The following is a 21824-nucleotide window of genomic DNA, read 5'->3' on the forward strand; positions in this document are numbered from 1 at the left end:
GACGGATTTGTAGCCGGCCCGGGGTGTCACACATCAGCCACGGGACAGAGCTTCTGGCGTGCTTGCGTCCATCGCCCTTTTTGGCGATGGTGCGGGCATGACGTACCCGGGTGGAAAAGGGCGGTGCTACAAGCGGATCATCTCGCTGATGCCGCCGCATCGCACGTACATCGAGACCCATCTCGGCCACGGCGCAGTGCTGCGGCACAAGAAACCTGCGCACGAGAGCTTCGGCTACGATCTGGACCCGACCGTCATCGCGTGGTGGGGAGACCGCACGCCGCGGGGTTGCACGATCCAGGTCGGCGACGGGATCGCGCACCTGAAGGAGCGGCGCTTCACCGGCGAGGAACTCGTCTACTGCGATCCGCCCTATCTCGCCGCGACCCGGCGATCGCGAAGTCGGATCTACCGCCACGATTACAGCGAGGCCGAGCACGTTGCGGCCCTGACAGTTCTCCGCAACCTACCCTGCCCGGTCATCCTGTCCGGCTACGCATCGGATCTCTATACGGATTTGCTGCCCGGCTGGCAGCGCATCGACGTTCCCGGCTGGAGCCAGGCCGGCGCTGTGGTCGAATCGCTCTGGGTGAATTACACCCCCTCCGACCACCTGCATGATTATCAACACATCGGAGCGACATTCCGTGAGCGCGAGCAAATCCGGCGGCGTCGCAGCCGGGTTCTGAGCCGCATCCAAGCTCTGCCTACGCCGGAACGGCTCGCCATGCTCGAGGAACTCGCCGCAGCCGACACATCCGTGTTTCTCGCCGTCGCCAGCCGTCTGCACGATGCCGGGCGCTCTGCGGACACGCCGTTGCTGAACCGAGACGCGCGATGAGCGCGCTCCCTGTATCCGCGACCGTCCATGCGGTCATCGAGCGGCTCGGCTACAGCGAGGCCAACGGTCTGGTCTGGGCCGAAGCCTTTGATGCTCTCGGCTCTCATCGCGCGGCGCTCGCGACGGCCGCAGCCCGCATGCAGGTGGTCGCGGCGTTCGGTCTTCGCCCGTCCCACCACCGTCCCCGCTTCAAGCCGCTCGTCCTGATCGCACAAGCCGAGGACGACAGCGCAGTTCTGAACCTGCACCGGCGCGTCTGGAGCCAGGGACTGGTACCGTATCTGATCGTGGTCACGCCTCAGAGCGCTTGGCTTTGCGACGGGTTCGGCTTCTCATCGGACACGCGCGAGCAACGCACGCGCAAAAGGGTCGCGGTCGACGACCTCGCAGGCCCAAGCGATACCGTGTTTCCCAAGCTGCACGCTCACGCGTTGCGCTCGCGCGTGACGTGGCGCGACTATGCCGTCTCGGAAACCGGCGTCGACGAGGTGCTGCTGAAGAACCTTGGCAGCCTCTCCGACGTTCTGACGAGGGGACAGGCCGGGCTCAGCAAGCTGCCGATCCAGCTCGCCCATACGCTCATCGGGCGGATGATTTACATCTACATGCTGGTTGATCGGGGCATCCTGAATGAAGCCTGGTTCGAGCACCAGAAGCAGGACCGCCGCGCCGTCGTCGAGCCGTATCATCCCTGGCCGGTCGAGACATTTCTCGCCCTCAACGCAAAGCTCGATGGGGTCTTCAACGGGACCATCTTCCCGCTTACGACGGATCCCGCGATCATCGAAGCCGCGCATCTCACCTACTTGCGCGACGCGATCAGGCTCGGCCGGGCCAACAGCGACGGCAGCCTCCAACTCGCCCTGTTCGAGATCGATCTCGGCTCAATCCGGATCGAGACGCTTTCGGCCGTCTATGAACTGTTCCTCGCCAAGACAAACCCGAAGCGGAAGAAGGCCGACGGCGCGTTCTACACCCCGCCGTTCCTCGCTGACTTCATCCTGGATGCCGTTGAGGACCGGAAGCTCCTGACGGAGCACGACCGCGTTCTCGATCCGGCCTGCGGCTCAGGTGTCTTTCTCGTCGGCGCATACCGGCGCAAGATCGAGAACGCGCTCGTCGCCGAACGGCAGTCTGTCCTGCCAGCCGAACGCCTCCAGATGATCCTGACGACCGGTATCTTCGGAGCCGAACTCGAGCCGCAGGCCTGTCACGTCGCAGCCTTTAGCTTGTATCTCACCCTCCTCGACTACCTCGCCGAGGAGGAGATCATGGCGTTCTCCCTCGGCAAGCGCGGGGCTGCCAAGAAGCTGTTCCCTCCGCTCGTCGGCACGAACCTCATCGCCGATGACTTCTTCGCGCCAAGCACGCGCTTCTCAGCCCGGTTCGATATCGTCGTGGGCAATCCGCCGTGGGGCAATGCGCTTCGCAGCGATGCCGAATGGCTGAAGAAGGCTGCGCTTCGGTGGAAGGACAAGGTCGAGAACGCTCAGGCCGCCCAGGTCTTCGTTCTTGAAACGCTCGATCGTGCGATCGCGCCTACGGGCATCGCCGCCTATCTGCTGCCCGCCAGTTCCTTCGGCAACGATCGCGCCGCGCCGTTCCGGCATGCCATGACGGCGTACCAAATCGTCAGTGTGACGAACCTTGCCCCGTTCCGACGCGAACTCTTCAAGGAAGCCGAACAGGCCGCCGCGATCCTGATCATGTCAAACAGCGTGGCCGAGCCTGATCACCTCGTCCGCTTCGACGCGCCGACGGCGATCTCTCAGCCGGTCAAGCGGCGCACCGCGGCTTGGACGCTCGTCCTCGATCCAGGCGAGAGCGTCGGCATCCCACAGGCGGAACTCGACACAGACACGGCTTGGGTCCGCGGGATCAACGGGCGATCGGTCGATCGCCTGATCATGAACTATGTCGACGGACATATCGCCCGTCAGCGGTTCGCGACCCTCGGGTCCCTGACACCAGAACTCGTGGTGAAGCTCGGGGCCGAGACACGCTATTCGGGCGTACCCATGGACCATACGCTGACGACACGCGGCGATGCTCGGACGGACTATATGAACTTCGTCGGTGCCGGTTCGGCACTGAAGCTCGGCGATACCGAGGGCATCTACCCCCTGGCCAAGGCGGTTCAGAAGGGCATCAAGGGCCAGTATCGTTCGCTCTTCCTGAACGACGTCGTCCTCGTACCGCGCAAGCAAGGACCGGCAGCCCTGGCGACGCGGCCCGTCGCGTTCAACACGACACTCATCGGCATCGGCCTCAAAGAGCCCAAAGCCGACCACGGACGGACACTCTTGCGAGCGATCACCCTGGTGCTGAACAGCCGTTGGGCCCAGTACTACCTGACCCTGCACGCCCCCTCCGCGATGATGGATCGCCCCCGCTTGAGCCTCGGTGATCTCACGTCGCTGCCGCTGCCCTTCCGGGGCCCCGAGGATCCGCGGCTCGAGCGCTTCTTCGAGCAGTCCCAGACCGATCTCGATGCAGCCTGCTACGATCTTCTCGGGATCACTGGCGAATTCCGCTCTGCCATCGAGGAATTTCTGGATTATCGTCGCCTGTTCGCGAACGCCAAGGTTCCAGAGGAAGCCTTCTTGGACGCCGAGGAGGCTGCTCACACGACCTACGTGCAGACCATCCGCAAGCGCCTGATCGGTGTCGCTGGCGTCGGACCGGAATGCGAGTTTCGAGATCCGGTTCGCAACGTCACCGTCGTGCAGACCTCGCTCGATCCCGGCGTGCCCTCCCAGAGCTTCGATTTGGAACCGGCGCTGCGATCCTACGATCAGAACGCTGGAGCGGCGTTCGAAGACAGCCTGTTCTACTGGCGCGATCCCGATGCCGCGCGCCTCGTCCTGGTCAAGCCGTCCGAGGCCCACCACTGGACGATTGCCCAAGCCTTCATCGACGCGGATCGCGTCGCGGCCGGTATCCTCGCGCCCCACGCATGATCGCCCAGACCAAGAGGCAAGCCGCTCTCATCGAGACGTTCATGGCGGCCGGAATGGTCCGCGACGAAGCCAGCATCTGGAGCGCCCTGACGGTCACGTCTCTTCGTGCCGTCGCCATCGCCTACAAGCGCCTGCGACGTCAGAAGGCTTGGGACGCACAGCGTGCCATTAGGCCTGAGAAGAAAATGGGCGAAGTCGACATCTCGGTCGCCCTCTTCCATGAGATCGACCGTCTCAAAGACAGATTTAGGATCGACAATCCTCTTCGGGACATCGAATTCGTCCCCGAGCTTCCCGTGGAAAGCCGCACACGACGCGGGCCAACAGCACGGCGCATGGACTTCCGGATCAAGCGCCGGTTCGGAAGCCGTCGCACAGCCTCCCTGGCCGTCGAGGCCAAGCTCCTCCGACAGCACGGCGACGTCACGTCTGCCTATCTCGGCGAAGATGGGCTCGGCTGCTTTCTCACGACAGACTCGACCTACACCCGCGAGCGCGTAGCGCTCATGTTCGCGTACTCTGCGGCTCAGGAGCATCCGCCGTGGGCCAATCTGATTGAAGGCGCTCTGCGCGGCGGCGAATACGGAGCGACGCTGCATGCCGTTCAGCCTCAGTTCGGCATCGCACTGCATTCTGGAGTGCCGAGACCAGCCCTCGAACTCCCGGACATCTCCATCCTGCATCTGGTATTTGCATTTCCACCAAACTAAAAAATTCGGAACTTCCAAGAAGCGCATGTTTGGAAACCGCAGGTTCAGGATAGTGGAGACCAATCTCCGCTAGGGACCTGGGGACAGCGGGTACGACAGGGCTGCGTTAGGTTTGGCCGCGCCTCCTGAGGTTCGTCTCGAACCCACCAGGCCCACGCGATGTCCGATCCGAACGCCCCCGCCAATGAGAACCCCGAGCCAGGGGACGCCCATGCGCAGCAGGAGGCGCTGAAAGCGGCGTTCCAGGCCGACGCGAAGCCGACCAAGTCCCGGTGGGCCGATCCGGACACGTCGCTGCTGAGGACCAGCTTCGTCGACGCCCCCCGATTTCCGGTCGAGGTGCTCGGCCCTTTCTGGCAGACCTGGGTCGAGCAATCGGCTCGGGCCGCGAACGCCCCGGTCGACTACACTGCCGGCACCCTGCTCGCGACCGTCGGGGCGCTGCTCGGCAATGTGCGCTGGCCCAACGTCGAGGGCGTCTGGGAACACCCGAGCGTGCTGTGGATCGGTCTCGTCGGCAATCCCTCGACCGCCAAGAGCCCCGGCATGCGCCCGGTGCGTCGTCTGATCAACCAGATCGAGGCCAAGCGTGCCGCCACCATCGACGGCGAGGGGGCGGCCCATCGCCTGAAGGCCGTCGTCGCTGACCTCAAGGACAAGGCGTGGCGGCGCGCCGTCGAAGAGGCGCTCGCCCAGGACAAGCCGCCGCCCGAGTGGCCCGAGGACGCCGAGATCCCGGCGACGCCGGTGATGCCGGTCCTGCACGTGGTCGACGCTACGACCGAAGGCCTGATCACGACCGCCGCCGGCTCGCCGCGCGGGCTGCTGCAATTCTCCGACGAGCTCGCGGGCTGGTTCGGCGGCTTCGACCGCTATCGCGCCAAGGGCGTCAGCGCCGACCGGCCGTTCTGGCTGAAGGCCTACGACGGTGATCCCTACACCGTGATTCGCAAGGGCGGCGACCTGAAGAACGGCGTGCGCGCACCGGTCGAGATCTCGCACCTATCGATCGGCGTCATCGGCAGCGTCCAGCCAGAGCCGCTGCGCGACTTCCTGACGAAGTCCGACGACGGCCTCGCCCATCGCTTCCTGTGGATGTGGCCCGAGGGCCCGACCAGCTTCCGGATACCGCGCAAGTCCGACACGCACGCGCGGGCCGATGACGACCGGGCCCGCGCGGCGCTGATCGCGATCGACGACTTATCGACGCGGGTGAAGAACCGGCCCGACGAGGTCGCGGTGTCCGAGGAGGCTACCGACCTCCTCCAGGCCTTCGGCCAGAGGATGATGGACGACGCCCGGGGCAAGAGCGCGTGGTACGCCTCAACGCTCAACAAGGCTCCCGGCCAGGCTCTGCGCCTCAGCGCCGTCCTGACGTTCCTGCAGTGGAGCGGCGGGGCGGAGGACGCAGAATCGCCGACGACGATCGACGCCGACCGCATGGCCGAGGCGATCCACCTGATGGACGCCTACTTCCTCGAACAGGCCAAGCGCGTCCGGCAGACGGCGACCGTCGGCGATGGAGAGGCCGATGCCCGCGCCGTGCTCGCGATCCTGCGCGAACGCGACTGGCGCGATTGCTTCACCGGGCGGCAGCTCCAGCGTGTCGCCAGTGGACGGCTCGCGAACACCCGGCTCCGCAAGGACGCCTGCGCCCTCCTCGTCGAGGCCGGCCTCCTCTGGTGGAAGCCCGAGCGGGAGGGCACCACCAAGGGTCGCGAGCGAGAGGAATATCGCGTCAACGCCCGGGTGATCTTCCCGCAGGAACCCTCGACCGCGGACGCCGCTCCCCAAGCAGAGCCGACCGACGAAGCCGCCTAAGCCAGGCTTCTGTCGCTACTGGCCCTATTGTCAGGAACTCCCCGGGCGGACAGACCAAATCTGCCCGTTCGTCGTACCCCTACTTCTGCATCCCCGGTCGTGAGTACCGAGGGCGGAACGCTCGGGCCGACCTCGGACTTCACCCGGGGTCCCCAGTTCCGGCGCAGATCCCTTGAGGTCCAGGCCCCTCCCGTGTCGTCGTGCTGTGTCACCTACGAGATCCACTCCGGCAACGATGGCGCAATCGCGATCTCTGTCACCACGACCACAGGCATGACCGTCGAACGTCGCGATCTCGCATCCTTCGCCGATGCACAGGCGGCATTGGACGACCTGCGGGCCATCCTCGCGGCCCAGGATCTCGATCTCATCCAGGCGGGCGGCCCCGTGCTCCTTTGAAGCCACGGCACCGGGCTAGGCCGCCAAGCTCGTCGAGCCCATCCCCTCCAATGCGGAGCCGCTGACAGAACCGACAATCCTGACAATTGGTCGGGGTGGCAGGACGCAGAAACGGCCAGGCCGTCGCTCGGCGAATGCCTGACCAGGAGGGCACCCTGCCCTATGCGTTCTGAGCCTACGGGGGTGGGGCCTATAAGAGCAGCACCGCGGGCTTTGATCGGATCCTCGTTCGACGCCGCGTAGTCGTGCAGGTTTGCGGCTTCGGACGATCGACAGAAGTTACCCGTCGGCCACGCCGTCGTCGGCCTCAGCGCGCGATGCGCTCCCGGTGTTGCGCGCTCGCAATTGCGTGATCACGACCGCGGCCTGAAACTTCAGGTCGCCATCAGGCGCATCCGTCACCCTCAGAAGGTGGCATGTCGTTACGCCACAAGGGGATAGGTGGGTGTCGGTTGTCTGGGACGGCGTCACAGCATGCCAGGTTCTCCATGGGGACCATGCCGCTCGCCGGCACGCCCTTGCCGATGCCGCAAAGGGCTATGAGTGGACGAGGGTTCTCTCCCTCCTTGAGACCGATCCGGCCCTCGCCAACACCACGCGACCGGACGGACAGTCCTTGTACGCGCCGCTCCACCAGGCTGCGCACGGGAATGCGCCGCGTGAGGTCTGCGAAGCTCTGATCCGCCTGGGAGCTTGGCGGATGCTAGAGAACGCCCGGGGCGAGCGCGCGGTCGATGTCGCCGAGCGCCTTGGTCACAACCGGCTCATGGCAATCTTGGAGCCTGTGCGAGTGTCGCGCGTCCCCTTCGGCGTGCTGCGCAAGATCCAGGATCACTTCCACACCGTGATCCGGGCTCGTGCCGACGACCTCGTTCGCGATGCACGGCTACGCCTGCCGGAGATCGCGCACCTTTTGGAGACACCCCTGAACGCTGAACCAGCCTGGTTCGCCGTCCCAGGCATGTACGGAGGCTTCGCCTACCGACTGGTCGCGGACGGCGCGAATGCGCGTCTCGTCGCCGAGAGCTGGTGCAGGGTCGTCGAAGGCTCTGGACAGCGGCACGAGATCACGTCCGCCGGCGTACGCCTCGTGAACGAAGGCTTCGTCTGATGCGCGATGGAGCAATGCGTCTCGCAGCCGCCCGAGGGGCCTCCAGATGAGAAAATTATTCAACTATCACAAATACTTATCTGTGGATCGTCTGGCGGATGGCTCAAACCTGAGCCGAACAGCGGCTGCCCTCACATGACCGGCGTGGTATCGACGGAGCCGTCCAGAACCATGGTTCACAGCCCAGGCCGCATGCTCAGCCCGAGTGAGATTTACGAGAATTTCGATGCGCTCGCGCAGCAGAAGCTGGTCGGCGGCGAGTTCGGCTTGGCCCTGATGGAGGCGGTTGGCGCGCCGCGTGCCACCATCACCAAGCTGAAGGACGAGGCCGCCACGGGATCCTTCTCCTGGACCCGCATGCTTCGGTTCGAGACCGTGGCTCTCGGCGATGCCGACCGCACCCTTGAGCGGATGAAGGCCGAGGCTGCAAGCGCGGCCAAGACGAAGCGGCCTCGCCTGCTGGTGGCCTACGATGGGGAGGGTATCGCCGCTCACGACACGAAGATCGGCGACGACATCCATGAGGGTGTCGATGTCCTGCCGATGGAGGCGGAGTTCTTCTTCCCCCTCGGCGGGCATGAGCGTTACGTCCCGGCCCCGGAGCGTCAGGCGGATGTGCGGGCGACCAAGCACATCTCCCGGTTCTTCGATGCCGTTCGCGATGCGAACCCTGGATGGTCCACCGAGGCCGACCGGCATGCCATGAACCTGTTCATGGTCCGGGTCCTGTTCTGCCTGTTCGCCGAGGACGTCGGCATCTTCGAGGCCGACCTTTTCAAGAGCGCACTGATCCAATCGACTCAGGTCGATGGCTCTGACCTCGCCGCCTTTTTAGACGGCGCATTCGTTCACATGGCGACGGAACCCGAGAAACGGACGCAGCCCGCCAAGGGCTGGGGCAAGCTGCCCTACGTCAATGGTGGCCTCTTCGAAGAGACGTCGCCGATGCCGACGCTCGATAGCCGCTGCCGCAAGCAATTGCTCGCCTGTGCCAAACTCAATTGGCGCACGATCAATCCCGATATTTTCGGATCAATGCTTCAGGCCGTCGTTGATATCGACAAGCGCGGCGAGATGGGGATGCATTACACGTCCCCGTCAAACATCGCCAAAGTGCTCAATCCGATCCTGCTCGATGATCTACGAGCAGAACTCGAAAAGGCAGGATCGAATAAGGGGCGGTTGCACGACTTGCTGACCCGCCTCGGTCGGATCCGGATGTTCGATCCGGCCTGTGGATCAGGCAACTTCCTGATCCTCGCCTACAAGGATCTGCGCGCCATCGAGATGGAGATCTTCATTCGGCTCGGTGAGTTCGCCCATCCGGTGGTCAAGCTCGAGCACTTCTATGGCATCGAGATTGACGATTTCGCCTGCGAGACCGCACGCCTCGGACTGTGGATCGCCGAGTATCAGGTTAACGAGAACTTCCGGCAAAAGATGGGCAAGGCCCCTCCTGCACTGCCTCTAACGGCTGCAGGACGGATCACGCGTGCCAACTCGGCGCGCGCTGATTGGCTCACCGCGTGTCCGCCAGACCCGACGATGGAAACCTACGTCGTCGGTAACCCACCCTTCAAAGGCTCAAAGCATCAAAGCAGCGACCAGCGCGCCGACATGGTCACGGTCTTCCACGGGAAGATCCCGAACTACGGCGAACTCGATTACGTCGCCATTTGGTTCTTCAAAGGCGTGCTTTACGCCGAAGCAACTGGTTCTCCATTCGCTTTCGTTTCCACAAATTCGATTGTCCAGGGCGCTTCCGTTCCGACACTCTGGCCGAGACTCTTAAAGAAATTAGAGATCTATTTCGCCCATAGATCATTCAAATGGGCCAATTTGGCCACGCGCAACGCAGGCGTAACCTGCGTGATCGTTGGTCTTGGGCCTGAAACATCAGCGCCTAAATATTTGTATGATGCAGACACAGTAAGATCCGTCGATCTTATCGGTCCCTATCTTGCGCCAAACGTTACAACAATCGTTACGAAGCGGTCCAAGCCGATCTCGCGTGATTTCGAGCTCATGCAATTCGGAAATATGCCGAACAATGGCGATGCACTCCTGTTAAATGCTCAAGACAAAAAATCTCTTTTGGATCAGCATCCAGAAGCTGAGACATATCTCCGCCGAATCTATGGAAGCCAGGAGCTGATGAAAGGCATCGAGCGATGGTGTCTCTGGATCAGACCCGACGAGGCGGAGTCCGCGGGCCGTATTAATATGTTGTCCGAAAGATTTGAGCGAGTTCGAGCAAAGCGGCTCGCTAGCTCGGACGCGTCTGCCAAGAAAATGGCTGAACGCCCTTGGTCATTTCGAGAGCAAAACTGCTCATCGTCTCATACTATCGTCGTGCCACGGCCATCAAGCGAAGATAGGATCTATCTTCCTGTCGATGTTCTCGCTTCAGAAAACATAGTTTCGAGCGAGGCATTCGCCATCTACGACGGATCAATTTGGCAGGCAGCTATACTGTCGTCGCGCATTCACAGGCTTTGGCTGGAAACCATCGGCGGCAAGCTGGAGACTCGCGTTCGATACTCCAACACAATCGTTTGGAATAACTTCCCACTGCCTATTCTCTCCGATCGTAGAAAGGAAGAGCTTGAGGAGCACTGGTGGGAAATCGATCGCGCGCGCAAAGAAGCTGGTTTCGGGCGTACGCTTGGCGACCTTTATGCGCCCAAAGCCATGCCAGGGGATTTGCGCCGCGCCCACGAAGAGCTCGACGAAACCGTCGAAGCGATCTTCGGCTCGCGCAAGTACCGCTCGGACGCCGACCGGATCGAGCATATGCTGCAGCTCTACGAGCGCGCCATCGCCGATGAACCCGGCAGAAGAGCGTAAGGGGAAACGCCGTGGCTGAACTCTCCGACACGACGCTGCGCTATGCGGCGGACGGATCCTCGAAGCGCACGGACGCGCTCGGCATGCGCGTCATGCAGCGCCGCGTCTGGGACGTGCGCGACAGCCAGTACATCCTGGTGAAATCGCCGCCGGCGTCCGGCAAGTCGCGCGCGGCCATGTTCATCGGCCTGGACAAGCTTCAAAACCAGGGGCTTCGCAAGGTCATCGTCGCGGTGCCCGAGCGGTCGATCGGCGCGTCGTTCCGCGACACGAAGCTCACCGCTGGCGGATTCTTCCGAGACTGGAAGCTCGACCGCGATCTCTGCGGGGTCGGTTCGGAGACCGGATCGAAGGTCGCCGAACTCATCGAGTTCCTCGGCTCCAGCAGCGAGAGCATCGCTCTGTGCACCCACGCCACGCTGCGCTTTGCGTTCACCAGGGCTGGCATCGAGATCTTCGACGGCGCTCTCATCTGCGTGGACGAACTGCACCACGCCTCGTCGAACGACGAGAACAAGCTCGGCTCACTCCTGCGCGGCCTTATGGACCGCGGCAGCGCCCACGTCCTGGCGATGACCGGCTCCTACTTCCGGGGCGACACGGAAGCGATCCTCCATCCCGAGGACGAGGCTCGGTTCGAGCGGGTGATCTACACCTACTATGAGCAGTTGAACGGATACGAGTACCTGAAGACGCTGCACATCGGCTTCCGCTTCTATCAAGGTCGCTACCTCGACCGGATGGGTGAGGCCCTGGATCCGGCGCTGAAGACCATCGTCCACATCCCGCACGTGGGATCGAGCGAGGCCGTCGCCGACAAGATGTTCGAGGTCGACGCTATCGTCGACACGCTCGGGGATCCGCTCGGCGTCGATCCCGTCACCGGCTTCGTGCGCGTGCGCAACGGCCGGCGCATCCTGAAGATCGCCAACCTCGTGGATGACGGCCCCGGCCGAGAGAAGGTCATGGCCTCGCTCCGCAAGGTCAAATCCCGCGACGACGTCGACGTCATCATCGCCCTCGGCATGGCCAAGGAGGGCTTCGACTGGATCTGGTGCGAGCACGTCCTTACGGTCGGCTATCGTGGCTCGCTAACGGAAGTGGTCCAGATCATCGGCCGCGCGACCCGCGACGCACCGGGCAAGACCGAGGCACGCTTCACGAACCTCGTCTCGGCCCCGTTCGCGAAGGACGATGTCGTCTCGCGTGCCGTCAACGACATGCTGAAAGCGATCTCAGTGTCCCTGCTCATGGAGCAGGTGATGGCCCCGACCTTCAAGTTCCGCACCCACAAGGGGTCGGACGACATGACCGGGCAGCAGCCTCAGACGGGCAAGCCCGAGCCCGTGACCAACGCGGGCGAGATCGAGGTCATCAACGGGCCCATGGTGTCGGATGAGGCCAAGCGCATCATCGACGCCGATTTCCCAGATCTCGTCGCCAACGTGCAGAGCGACCCTCGGACGATCACGGTGATGCTCAATCCCGACGCCCACCATGCCGACGTCATGCACGACGTCATCTGCACCGACATCGTGCGACGGCGGTATCCCCACCAGCCCGACAACGTCATACAGGACGTGGTCACGCTGTTCGGGGCTCGGACGGAACTCGGCCGGGCCGTGAAGGAGGATCCCAGCGTCATCCAGACCATGAGCCTCGACCTGGATGACCGTACGCCGGCGTCCGGGGGGCAGGAGCCTCAGGATCCCCAACTCCCCGGCGGCGGGGACAACTTCATCCGCGCGACGCACAAGTTCCTCGACGTGCGCGATCTTCAGGTCGATCTCCTCGGCGGGCGGCGCGAGTTCATCGACGCCTACGAGATCCTGTCCAAAGCCTTGAACGAGGACATCCTCGCCCGCCTCCACGGAGAGGTCCGCGCCATGAAGGTGGCGATGACGCAGGATGAGGCCGAGAAGCTGATGGACCGGATCAAGGATTTTATCAAACGCGAGGGCCGCGAGCCGAACCTGAACGCGCCGAACGGACGTGAGGTCCGTCTCGCCGATGCCCTCGCCTTCATGCGCAGGCTCGCACGGCAACGTCGCGCCGATCTTGCCGGGGCCGATGCCGGCCGCACTGCTGGAGCCGCCAATGGCTGAGACCCAGGACGCCATCGATTATCTGAACGACCCCCTCCTCGCGACGCCCGATGAGCGGGTCCGTGCGGCACGTACACCGGTCGTCGAACAGGCCGCCGAGGTACTGGCGCGCATCAACGCCTTCTACGCCGAGAACGGGACGGAGCCGGTCTCGCAGAAGGGTCGGAGCGTTCTGGAGCGCATGCTGGCGAATGAGCTCGCAGGCCTGCGCGCGTCCAAGGCGGCCCTCACCGGCCTCGAGCCCTTCGACGTTCACGGCCTCGTGTTCGTGACAGGCCAGGCAGTGGATCCCATGGACGATCCGTTGCTCGCCGACGGGACCGACATCTTCCAGGTCCGCGATGCCCTCCAGCCGCGCGCCATGCCGGACTATGTCGCGGATCGTGTGCCCTGCCAGGACTTCGATCGGTTCGAGGGCCTGTTCGACAGCGTGCGCCAGAGCGTGAAGGAGCGCCTGAGAAAGCCCGTCCCGTTCAGCCAGGAACGGGTCGAGATCGGCGAGTTCTTCGTCCTCAAGGGCCAGATGCTCCAGGTGGCGGATGTCCGCGATAAGCATCAGCGCAACGGCAAGGATGACGCGCGTCTGCGCGTCGTTTTCGAGAACGGCACCGAGTCCAATCTCCTGATGTCGTCACTGGTACGCCGGCTCTACGAAGATAAGGATGCCCGACGGATTCCGACGACGAGCGCAGGCCCACTTTTTGAGGGCGCGTCGACCGGGTACGTCTACGTGCTTAGGTCGCTGTCCCCGCGCCCCGAGGTCGCCGGGCTTTTGAAGGTGGGTACGACCGCCGGGCGGGTCGAAGATCGGATCAGCCGCGCCGCCACGCAGGCGACCTACCTCTATGCCGACGTCGAGATCGTCGACACCTACGAGTTCAAGGGGCACTCGGCCCAAGAGGCCGAGCGACTGGTTCACAAGCAGCTGCGGCCCTACCACGTCGCCCTGAAGGTCACGGGACCGGACGGCACGCCTCACAGCGCGACCGAGTGGTTCCGGATCAATGCCGATGCCGTCGCCGATGCTGTGACTGCAGCGCTTGGTCAGAAGGTGCGGACGATCGCCGCGTAAGCGAGCGTGGCGAGGGAGGCTCAGGGCGAGAGGTAGCTAATCTCCGTTCCTGGCCTCCCCGCAACACAGACACCTGTCACGCACCGCACCTGGGCGGATGAGGCCTCCATCCGAGGCCAGCGTGCAGTCGATAGGGCATCGCGTCACTACCGCTCGGCCATCCGCTCGAACGCAAAGCTAAGCTACGCCAAGCTCAGCAGGTCCGCAAATTTACACCCAGTCTGCGATTCACCCTCTCAGGTCGAATGCTCGAAGGGTACGACAGTCCGAACGGAGCTCCCGAACACCACAGCTTGTGTCGCTTTCGTCCCTATTGTCAGACGCGTCTGACCAAGACAGCCTCCGGCAAATCTCATAGCGTCCGTCGTACCCGGCTGACAAAACCGACGATTCTGACAATAGGTCAGGAACGAGCCACGGCCACAAGGCCAGCCGCCGCCAAGCCGAGCACCCCAAGCACCAAGGCCGTCGGAACCCGTGAACGCGGCGGGATGAACCACGACGTCCGGCGACGCGTGCCGCAGAGTCTTCGCACGGCCGGCGCTTGGCTCCTCGCCACCGCGACTTCCATCGACAGCGCGCCATGCTCCCGCATCCAAAGATAGCGGTGGCGGCCATCGCGGAAGCTGAGCGCTCCGTGCCGCTCTACGGAGACTTCCGGCATCCACATCGGCTCGCCGGCGAGAAATCGTTTGCCCGCCTTGGCAAATCTGTTCGAGTTGTCGTCTGAAGCATCGCCGGGGACCGCAATGTACTGGTCCGACAGAAACCAACAGCGATCAAAAGCATCGATATCGATCCACACGCGAACGTCCGCATCCGGTGCGCGACGATATCCGATGTCCCAGCTGAAGACCGTCCAGTTCACATGGACGGCATTCTTAGGCGGCCGGGACATCACTCTCAACCTTCGTGAGCACGGGTACGACGCTGTGCGGATCGTGGGCGAAGACGGCCTCCGTCAGCGCGCCGGGCTCCACCTTGTAGCGCTGCCCCCAGGTTTCGAGATTCTGAGGCCGGTAGCCCCGATCCGCGCGCCAGCGCTCGAACACCGACGCATCGATCGTCTCGTTGACGATCTCGTCACGTTCGCCTTGCGAGACCTCCGGCGGCGCGCCGATCGGGCGGTAGAATGGCTGGGCGACGTAGCGGTACAGCCCCCTCGCGAACTCGCCGTAGCTGTCCCGGGGGCGCACCTCCAACACACCCGGTTCGAGGACGACGTCGGCGCGGAACGCCAATCCATGACCGGCCGCCTTCTCCATGATCCACCTGAGCGGGAGCTGGCTGAGGAGGTCGTCCCGGTATCCGCCGCCCACATTGGCGTGTGCGCCGACGAACCAGCGCTGCTCGACGTTTGCGACCGGACGGGGCGGTGCCATTTCGGTCAGCGGGACGCCCTCGCGAAATTTCTTCGTCCACAGCGTCGGCGCGAACGCCGCCCGGTGCTCGTCGATGGCGAGCGCGTGGTAGCCGTTCTCGATCGGCAGCCGCAGCCCCGTGTGCAGGAAGGCGTAACCCGACCGGCTCAGGCCCGGGATCCTGGCGAGGCCGGGGATCGTCGTCGGCACGCCGAGCGAACCGACCGTGTCCCAGACGCCGAGCATCTTGACCGGCACCGGCATGGCGTAAGTCACCATCCAACGCTCCTCGGGTGAGGCGTCGGTTAGCCTGCCGCCCCCCGCGCGCGCCTGCAGCCACCGGACCGTGCGCCGCTCGTCGCCCCGGCGGTACCGGTCGAATAGCTGGCTGGTCCCGAGTGGGGCCCCGGGCTTCAACACGCCGCATAGGGCAATGAACCCGGCGAGGCTGCGCGCCGTGTAGGCCCCTCGGCTAAAGCCGAAGATGAAGATTTCGTCGCCCGGCTCGTAGGTCTCGACCAGCCATTCGTACGCGCGGGCGACATTGCGATCGATGCCAACGCCGAGGACGCCACCCCGGACCTTCTCGCCGACCGTCGTCCCGACGCCCCGGCTGTAGTAGACGACCTGACGGACACCGTCGGTGCCGCGCTGCGCGCACAACGCCTTCAGTCGCCAGACATTGGTGTTGTCGTCAAGCGTGTTCCACGTCCCGTCGAGGAACACGGCAATGCGTTTCCGCTCCGGCGACTGCGCCGGCTCAATCCCGTTCGACATCGAATTTTCGATATTCACCCTTGCACAACAAGGTTAACGCGGGTCTCGACCAAGCGTTGCTTGGCCTTTCACGCGCACGCGACCGGCAAATCCGATACCTGCGTCGTGTACCGGGGCGTCCGCATCTCGAACTTCGTGTTCCAGTCCCGCTTCGTCGTGAGCCCAGCCCGTGCCGGGACGACGGCACCGCGACCCCAGCGCGCGTTGCAGGCGTCGAGCGCGGCCATCAGCGGCCCGGACCGCTCGCGGTCGAGGCGGCCGATGAGCGCCCGCGGGCTCTCAGCCAGCGGCACGAGATCGGTGGTGATCACCCCGGCCTTGGAGTAGCGCCAGGGCACTTGGCCGGGTTCGCGCCAGGTCTTGGCGACGCCGTGTGTCGCCGCCTTGATCAGGGCGAGGCTGTCGCTCGTCGCCTCGGGCAGGCTGACCACGGTCGAGACCGAGCGCATGGGCTCGCCGCGGTCATGCTCGCTCGTGTGGTAGAAGACCGTCACCTGATCGGTGCCGAGCCCGTCGCGCCGCAGCTTCTCGCCAAGGCGCGCGGCGTGGGCGGCGACTGCCTCCTCTAGCGTCTCCCGGTCCGTCACGCGGCCTGAGAAGGAGCGGGTCACCGCGCAGCCCTTGCGCCGCGCCGGCACCAGTTCGAGCGGCAGGCAGGAGAGCCCGCGCAGCTCGTGGATCATGCGCTCGCCGACGACGGTGAGCGCCTTGCGCACCGGTCGGGGATCGAGGTCGCGCAGATCGGCGACGCTGTCGACGCCCATCGCCTCGAGCTTGGCGAGCGAGGCCCGGCCGATACCCCAGAGCTCGCCGACGTGGATCCGGCAGAGCCAGTGGTCGTACTGGACCGGATCGGTCAGGTCGCAGACACCGCCGAGGTCCGGCACCGTCTTGGCGATGTGGTTGGCGAGCTTCGCCAGCGTCTTCGTCGGCCCGAGGCCGACGCAGGTCGGGATGCCGGTCCAGGCGCGCACTGTCGCCCTGAGATCCTGCGCGAGCGCAAAGCGGTCCCGCTCGCGCACGTCGGAGAGGTCCAAGAAACTCTCGTCGATGGAGTAGATCTCCACGTCCCGCGCAAAGTCGCGGTACACCGCGTTGGTGCGGGCCGACATGTCGCCGTAGAGCGTGTAGTTCGACGAGAACACGCGCACGCCTTCCGCCCGGCACATGTCCCGGATCTGAAAGTACGGCGCGCCCATCTTGATGCCGAGCGCCTTGGCCTCGGCCGTCCGGGCGATCGCGCAGCCGTCGTTGTTCGACAGCACGATCACGGGCTTGCCTGCGAGCTTCGGGTCGAACACCCGCTCGCAGGAGCAGTAGAAGCTGTTGCCGTCGATGAGCGCGATCGCCCGGCTCATCGCTTCAACGCCGCCTTCGCAGTGTGCCAGTGGATCGTGAACCGCACGACGCCCCAGATCACACCGTCCTGAAGCTCCTCGACCGCGAACACCGGCAGGTCCGGGTTCTCGAAGGCGAGCCAGGCGCGGTTGCCCTCCAGGCGGTAGCGCTTGATCGACATCTCGCCGTCGATCGCCGCCACGACGACGCTACCGTCGGCGGGCTGCAAGCTGCGGTCCACGCAGGCGAGGTCGCCGTCGAAGATCCCTGCCCCGTGCATGCTGTTGCCGGCGATGCGCCAGAGGAAGGTCGCGGGCGGGTTCGGCGCGAGCCAGCGCGGCAGTTCGAGCGCGCCCTCCAGGAAGTCGTCGGCCGGCGACGGGAAGCCCGCACAGAGGCTCTGCCCGATCAGCGGGATCCGCACCGCGTCGGCGCTGCCGGACACGAGTTCTTCGATCCGAGCGATCCCCACCGCGCCTCTCCAATTATGGAACAGAACGCGAACAGATGCGCCGTCGGTTCCGGCTGAGGCAAGCGCCGACGGCAACGATCGCGCGAGCCTGGGGAAGCCTGTGGATATCGGGGATGGCGTTCGGACGTCGCCGGGTACGACGCGAAACCGAATTTGGCGCGCCTGCGAGTCCAGACCCCCCGCTAAGTCCCCGTCCGTCGCACCCATTCGCGATCGCAACGCGATGTCGGCGAGGTCTTGTTCCTCTTTTGTTCTTAGTTAACGTCCGGACCAGAAGCCCAGCGGACTGCTCCGAATTCCTAGGAGCGAACGCGGGCTTTTCGGATTCCGGAGGCCCAAAATGGACCGTTTCGAAGCCGAGCTGCACGCGATCGCTCTGCAAGGCTCACCTCACTACCGGGTTCTCCGCAAGCTCGATCGTCGTCCCCTCTACGAGTGGCCCCTGCCCGACAAGGTGAAGATCGGCGTCATCGTCGACACCGAGACCACCGGCCTCGATCCGCACGAGAACGAGATCATCGAACTCGGCATGCTCCGCTTCGCCTACACGGCCAGCGGCACCATCCTGGGCCCGCTCGCCGAGTTCCACAGCTTCCGCGAGCCCTCCAGGCCGATCCCCCGGCACATCACGCAGCTGACCGGGATCACCGACGCGATGGTTGCGGGGCAGCACATCGACGATGACGCCGTGCGCGACTTCGTCGGCTCGGCCGACCTCGTGATCGCCCACAACGCCGCCTTCGACCGTCGCTTCTGCGAGCGCCTGAACACCGTCTTTGTGGACAAGGCCTGGGCCTGCTCGATGAGCCAGGTGCCCTGGCGCGAGGAAGGCGTCGAGGGCACCAAGCTGTTCTACGTCGCCTACCAGCAGGCGTTCTGGTTCGAGGGCCATCGCGCGCTCGACGATTGTTACGCCCTGCTCGAACTCCTCGAGATGCCGCTGCCGCGCTCGCACGCGATCACGATGACGACGCTCCTCGACGCCGCCCGCCGGGAGACCCGGAAAATCTGGGCCATCGGAACCCCATTCGAGGTGAAGGATCGCCTGCGCGAGCACGGCTACCGATGGAATGCCGGGCAGGACGGGCGCTACCGGGCTTGGCATCGGGAAGTCGACGTGGACCAGGTCGAGGCCGAGCTCTGCTTCCTGGAGGACCTCGATTTCCCCGAGATCGCCCCGCTCGTGACCGCGGTCGACGCCTATATCCGCTTCTCGGATCGGCTATTCTGACACGACACGTCCGGAAGAGCTTCGCGGGCCTGCTGGCCTGCAGCGTCCTGCAGGCTCATCCGGAGGCGGGGATGACGAAGGCGTCTGCCGACTGCGGGTACGACGCCGACCGGGGTTCAGCGCTTCCGTCCCTTCTGTCAGACGACCTCACGCCCGTTGTCGTACCCCTGCCGTCTGTCCCGATTGGCCAATCCGAAGACAGCGACAGAACCGACAGTTCTGACAATCGGTTGAGGACCGGCCGTAGCGCCGGAGAAGAAATACCCAAGAAGAAGCGGCGGATCTGCCGACCCCGCTTCAAATCCCAGGGAAGAACGGGCCTATAAAACCCGGTGGGGTTCGACCAATCCGAGGACAGACATGGTCACGCTCCAGGATACCGTCTACGCGGACCTCGTCCGTCTCGCCGCAGAGGTTGCGGCGCAGTCCGGCGGTCTCGCCCACGCCTTCGCTGATCGGACGGACGCCGAGACGCGCGCCGCCACGATCGCCGCGCTCATCGCGGGCGCAAAGCCAACCGAGATCGACGCACGCGCGTTCGAGCACCCCAGCCTGCTGCGCGAGGACTGGCGCGCGGCCGTGCACAGCGAAGCCACCGACCTCGGCTACCGGGATTGGGTCGCCGCGATCCTCGCTCGGGGAACCCAGGACTGGTTGCGCGCGGACGACGTGCGCACACTGATGCCCGGCGACCGTGTCGTGGTGCAGCTTCACGGCTTCGTCGAAAGCTCCGACGGCGAGGGCGATGCGCAAGTCTCGCCCGGCGACATCCTGCCGATCCAGGACGTGACCAGCCGCGGCGATCGCGTCGACATCACCCTCGTCGTCAGCGAGCCGGATGACGACGCAGACCAGGACGAGATAACGATCACCTACGACGCGCAAGATCGCGCCGGCCTGTTCCCGCTCTCGCGGATCGGTATCGACGCCCTGTCGCCACCCTCGCCCGGCCATCGCCTGTTCGATGGCAGCGGCGAGATCCGCGGTCATATCAGCGTGGCCGTCCTGCACGACGACCAGAGCGGGCTCGCGCCCGGGATCTTCCGGGTGATCGACCAGCACGGCACCGTGCGCCTCTGCGGCCGTGGCGAGGGCCAGTGGATCCTCTCACGCGATGGGCAGCGCATCCACACGCCAATCCGGGACGCCTACGCGCGTCTCACCGGACGGATTTGAGCCACATGACCGATGATCCCATATTTAAGCGCGTGATGCGTCTGTGGACCATAGATCCCGCCAAAGCCAAACTCTACCTCGGCAAAGTCGTAGTCCAGGAACCCGAGCGCGCCGGCAGCGAGGCCTTCCTCAACCAATTGCCGATCCCGCTCGCCGAGCACGGCCGAAAGATCGGTGACGTCCACGCGGCCAAGGTCCTCCGGACCGCGCGGGACAAGGCCGATGCGGCCGAGGCGCGGCAGCAGGCCGAGAACGCACGCAAACAGGCGCGCCTTCGCAAACTCCAGAATTCGCTCGCGCTTCTGTCCGGGCTTGCGCGGATCACCGCCCTCGCCGGATTGACCTCAGAAGAGCGCGACCGCATCGCCACAGGCCCTGAGCGCACGGCAGCCATTGCCATGCGCAAAACTGCGCTTAGGTCGGACGACGTGCGCAGACAACTCCAGTGCACGTCGTCCGAGCTAAACCGATGGGATTCCGACGGGCGACTCCCGCACCTGTTCATCAAAAAAACGACGTTCGAGAAGACGACGAACTGCCGTTTCTGGAGTGCCGAACAGATTGCCGAGGCCGTTGCCTATCTCCCGGCCTGGCGGGAGCAGGACCGGATCCGCAAAACATTCGCCCGAACCAACTTGAAGCCAGCCGAGGACTGAACGCCACCTGCGTCCCTTCCAACACAACGTACACGTGCTTCGGGTTGGCCGAGAAACTCATTCCGCTCAGGCGCTCGGATGATCGCGCCGAGAAGCCAGGGGCGCGCTTTAACCGGACGCGGTCTGGAACGGCCCCTCGGCCGACCGGGTTTCATGCGACATCAGGCTTGCGCGATCCCCCTGCGCCTCCAGCAACCAAAACGGATCGAAACACGATGTCTGAGAGAACAAAAACGACCGACGCTCAGTACCTGTCCGAATTCTCAAGCTCTCCCTACGTCATTCGCGCCAGCGAGCGCGTCGTCGTTCAGGGTCGATCCGAGCTCAGGGGATCCTGGCTTCGCGCGAAGGCTTCTGCCGAGATCAAGGATCTCTGAGGCCGTCATTCCATGATTGAAAATGCAGACCCGTTCGAACTCGACGACGTGTTCGGGCCGGGACCGGGTGAAACGCCGGCCGAGAGGGCACGCCAATCTTCGCATCGCTTCGTTCGCTGCCACACCGCGATCGCCCATGACAGCCCGGACGCGGGAGGGCTGAAAATCAGCGCCCAGCAAGCCTACGAGGCCTTCGGCTGGGAGATCCTGCGCCAGATCCCGGACCGCCTGAGCGTCGGCATCGTTCGCCGAGGGTGCCAAGCCAAGGAAATCCTACCGAAGGCCCGCGCCGCCGCCGGGCTCAGCCGCGAGGATATCGCAGCGCGCTCCGGGGTCTCCCTCGACGACATCGTCATCGTCGAGGACGGTCGCCGCAGCATGCCGATGGCGATCCTAGTCAAACTCGCCGAGACACTCGGCCTCTGCCCGATCCGGTTCGGTGCCGTGGACTGCACATTGGCCGCCTCGGACAAAGGAAAGATGACCCAGGGGGCTCAAGCGTCCATCTGAAGGCTGGACAAGCAGTTTGCCTGAATCGCGCACCTCGAGCGAGCGTCCAGGCTGATCTGC

17 protein-coding genes are annotated in these 21824 nt (G+C 64.6%); 13 read left to right on the forward strand and 4 right to left on the reverse strand.

What is annotated here, in order from left to right; all coding sequences use genetic code 11:
- Positions 1–58 precede the first annotated feature (58 nt).
- The 9 genes from MZTS_RS04795 (at position 59) to MZTS_RS04830 (ending at position 13866) form a co-directional block, all read left to right on the forward strand.
- A complete protein-coding gene (locus MZTS_RS04795) occupies positions 59–841 on the forward strand; it encodes a DNA adenine methylase (RefSeq protein WP_192282212.1) in 783 nt (260 codons plus the stop codon).
- A complete protein-coding gene (locus tag MZTS_RS04800) occupies positions 838–3801 on the forward strand; it encodes an HsdM family class I SAM-dependent methyltransferase (protein ID WP_192282215.1) in 2964 nt (987 codons plus the stop codon). Before MZTS_RS04795 ends, MZTS_RS04800 begins: the two co-directional genes overlap by 4 nt.
- On the forward strand, positions 3798–4511 hold the full coding sequence (locus MZTS_RS04805; RefSeq protein WP_192282218.1) for a hypothetical protein: 714 nt from the start codon (positions 3798–3800) through the stop codon (positions 4509–4511). The genes MZTS_RS04800 and MZTS_RS04805 overlap by 4 nt, the downstream gene beginning before the upstream one ends.
- A 159-nt stretch (positions 4512–4670) precedes the next feature.
- Positions 4671–6332, forward strand: coding sequence for a DUF3987 domain-containing protein (locus tag MZTS_RS04810; RefSeq protein ID WP_192282221.1), 1662 nt, complete (start codon positions 4671–4673; stop codon positions 6330–6332).
- 273 nt (positions 6333–6605) lie between these two features.
- Complete coding sequence (locus tag MZTS_RS25455; RefSeq protein ID WP_281397007.1) at positions 6606–6731, forward strand: hypothetical protein; 126 nt, start codon at positions 6606–6608, stop codon at positions 6729–6731.
- A gap of 700 nt (positions 6732–7431) precedes the next feature.
- The gene (locus MZTS_RS24955) at positions 7432–7842 is read left to right on the forward strand and encodes a hypothetical protein (RefSeq protein ID WP_210329121.1); all 411 of its coding nucleotides are present in this window, start codon (positions 7432–7434) and stop codon (positions 7840–7842) included.
- A 135-nt stretch (positions 7843–7977) separates the two neighbouring features.
- Positions 7978–10689 (forward strand): class I SAM-dependent DNA methyltransferase, encoded by a 2712-nt coding sequence (locus MZTS_RS04820; RefSeq protein ID WP_210329122.1) that lies wholly within the window; start codon positions 7978–7980, stop codon positions 10687–10689.
- A gap of 11 nt (positions 10690–10700) precedes the next feature.
- Positions 10701–12794, forward strand: a complete 2094-nt coding sequence (locus MZTS_RS04825) for a DEAD/DEAH box helicase (RefSeq protein ID WP_210329123.1) — start codon at positions 10701–10703, stop codon at positions 12792–12794.
- Positions 12787–13866, forward strand: a complete 1080-nt coding sequence (locus MZTS_RS04830; protein ID WP_192282229.1) for a GIY-YIG nuclease family protein — start codon at positions 12787–12789, stop codon at positions 13864–13866. The genes MZTS_RS04825 and MZTS_RS04830 overlap by 8 nt, the downstream gene beginning before the upstream one ends.
- A gap of 403 nt (positions 13867–14269) precedes the next feature.
- Here the strand turns inward: MZTS_RS04830 and MZTS_RS04835 are convergent, their stop codons facing one another.
- From MZTS_RS04835 to MZTS_RS25100, 4 genes are all read right to left on the reverse strand, one after another.
- Positions 14270–14734, reverse strand: a complete 465-nt coding sequence (locus MZTS_RS04835) for a plasmid fertility inhibition factor family protein (RefSeq protein ID WP_157914151.1) — start codon at positions 14732–14734, stop codon at positions 14270–14272.
- A 13-nt stretch (positions 14735–14747) separates the two neighbouring features.
- Positions 14748–16004 (reverse strand): DUF2235 domain-containing protein, encoded by a 1257-nt coding sequence (locus MZTS_RS04840; protein WP_192282231.1) that lies wholly within the window; start codon positions 16002–16004, stop codon positions 14748–14750.
- Positions 16005–16072: 68 nt separating this feature from the next.
- Positions 16073–17362 carry a Y-family DNA polymerase gene (locus tag MZTS_RS04845; protein ID WP_192282233.1) on the reverse strand — a complete coding sequence of 430 codons (1290 nt, stop codon included), beginning with the start codon at positions 17360–17362 and terminating at the stop codon, positions 16073–16075.
- Entirely contained in the window at positions 17359–17814 is a 456-nt protein-coding gene (locus MZTS_RS25100) for a LexA family protein (protein WP_343068701.1), read from the reverse strand. Before MZTS_RS25100 ends, MZTS_RS04845 begins: the two co-directional genes overlap by 4 nt.
- Before the next feature lie 340 nt (positions 17815–18154).
- Between MZTS_RS25100 and MZTS_RS04855 the strand changes: the two genes are divergently transcribed.
- The 4 genes from MZTS_RS04855 (at position 18155) to MZTS_RS04870 (ending at position 21764) form a co-directional block, all read left to right on the forward strand.
- Positions 18155–19045 carry a 3'-5' exonuclease gene (locus MZTS_RS04855; protein ID WP_192282238.1) on the forward strand — a complete coding sequence of 297 codons (891 nt, stop codon included), beginning with the start codon at positions 18155–18157 and terminating at the stop codon, positions 19043–19045.
- A 360-nt stretch (positions 19046–19405) separates the two neighbouring features.
- Positions 19406–20221 (forward strand): hypothetical protein, encoded by an 816-nt coding sequence (locus MZTS_RS04860; protein ID WP_192282240.1) that lies wholly within the window; start codon positions 19406–19408, stop codon positions 20219–20221.
- A gap of 5 nt (positions 20222–20226) precedes the next feature.
- Positions 20227–20877, forward strand: coding sequence for a hypothetical protein (locus MZTS_RS04865; RefSeq protein ID WP_192282241.1), 651 nt, complete (start codon positions 20227–20229; stop codon positions 20875–20877).
- A 389-nt stretch (positions 20878–21266) separates the two neighbouring features.
- Positions 21267–21764, forward strand: a complete 498-nt coding sequence (locus tag MZTS_RS04870) for a helix-turn-helix domain-containing protein (protein WP_192282242.1) — start codon at positions 21267–21269, stop codon at positions 21762–21764.
- Positions 21765–21824: the final 60 nt, after the last annotated feature.

It is taken from the genome of Methylorubrum zatmanii, assembly GCF_014845115.1.
In the GTDB taxonomy this organism is placed as follows: domain Bacteria; phylum Pseudomonadota; class Alphaproteobacteria; order Rhizobiales; family Beijerinckiaceae; genus Methylobacterium; species Methylobacterium zatmanii.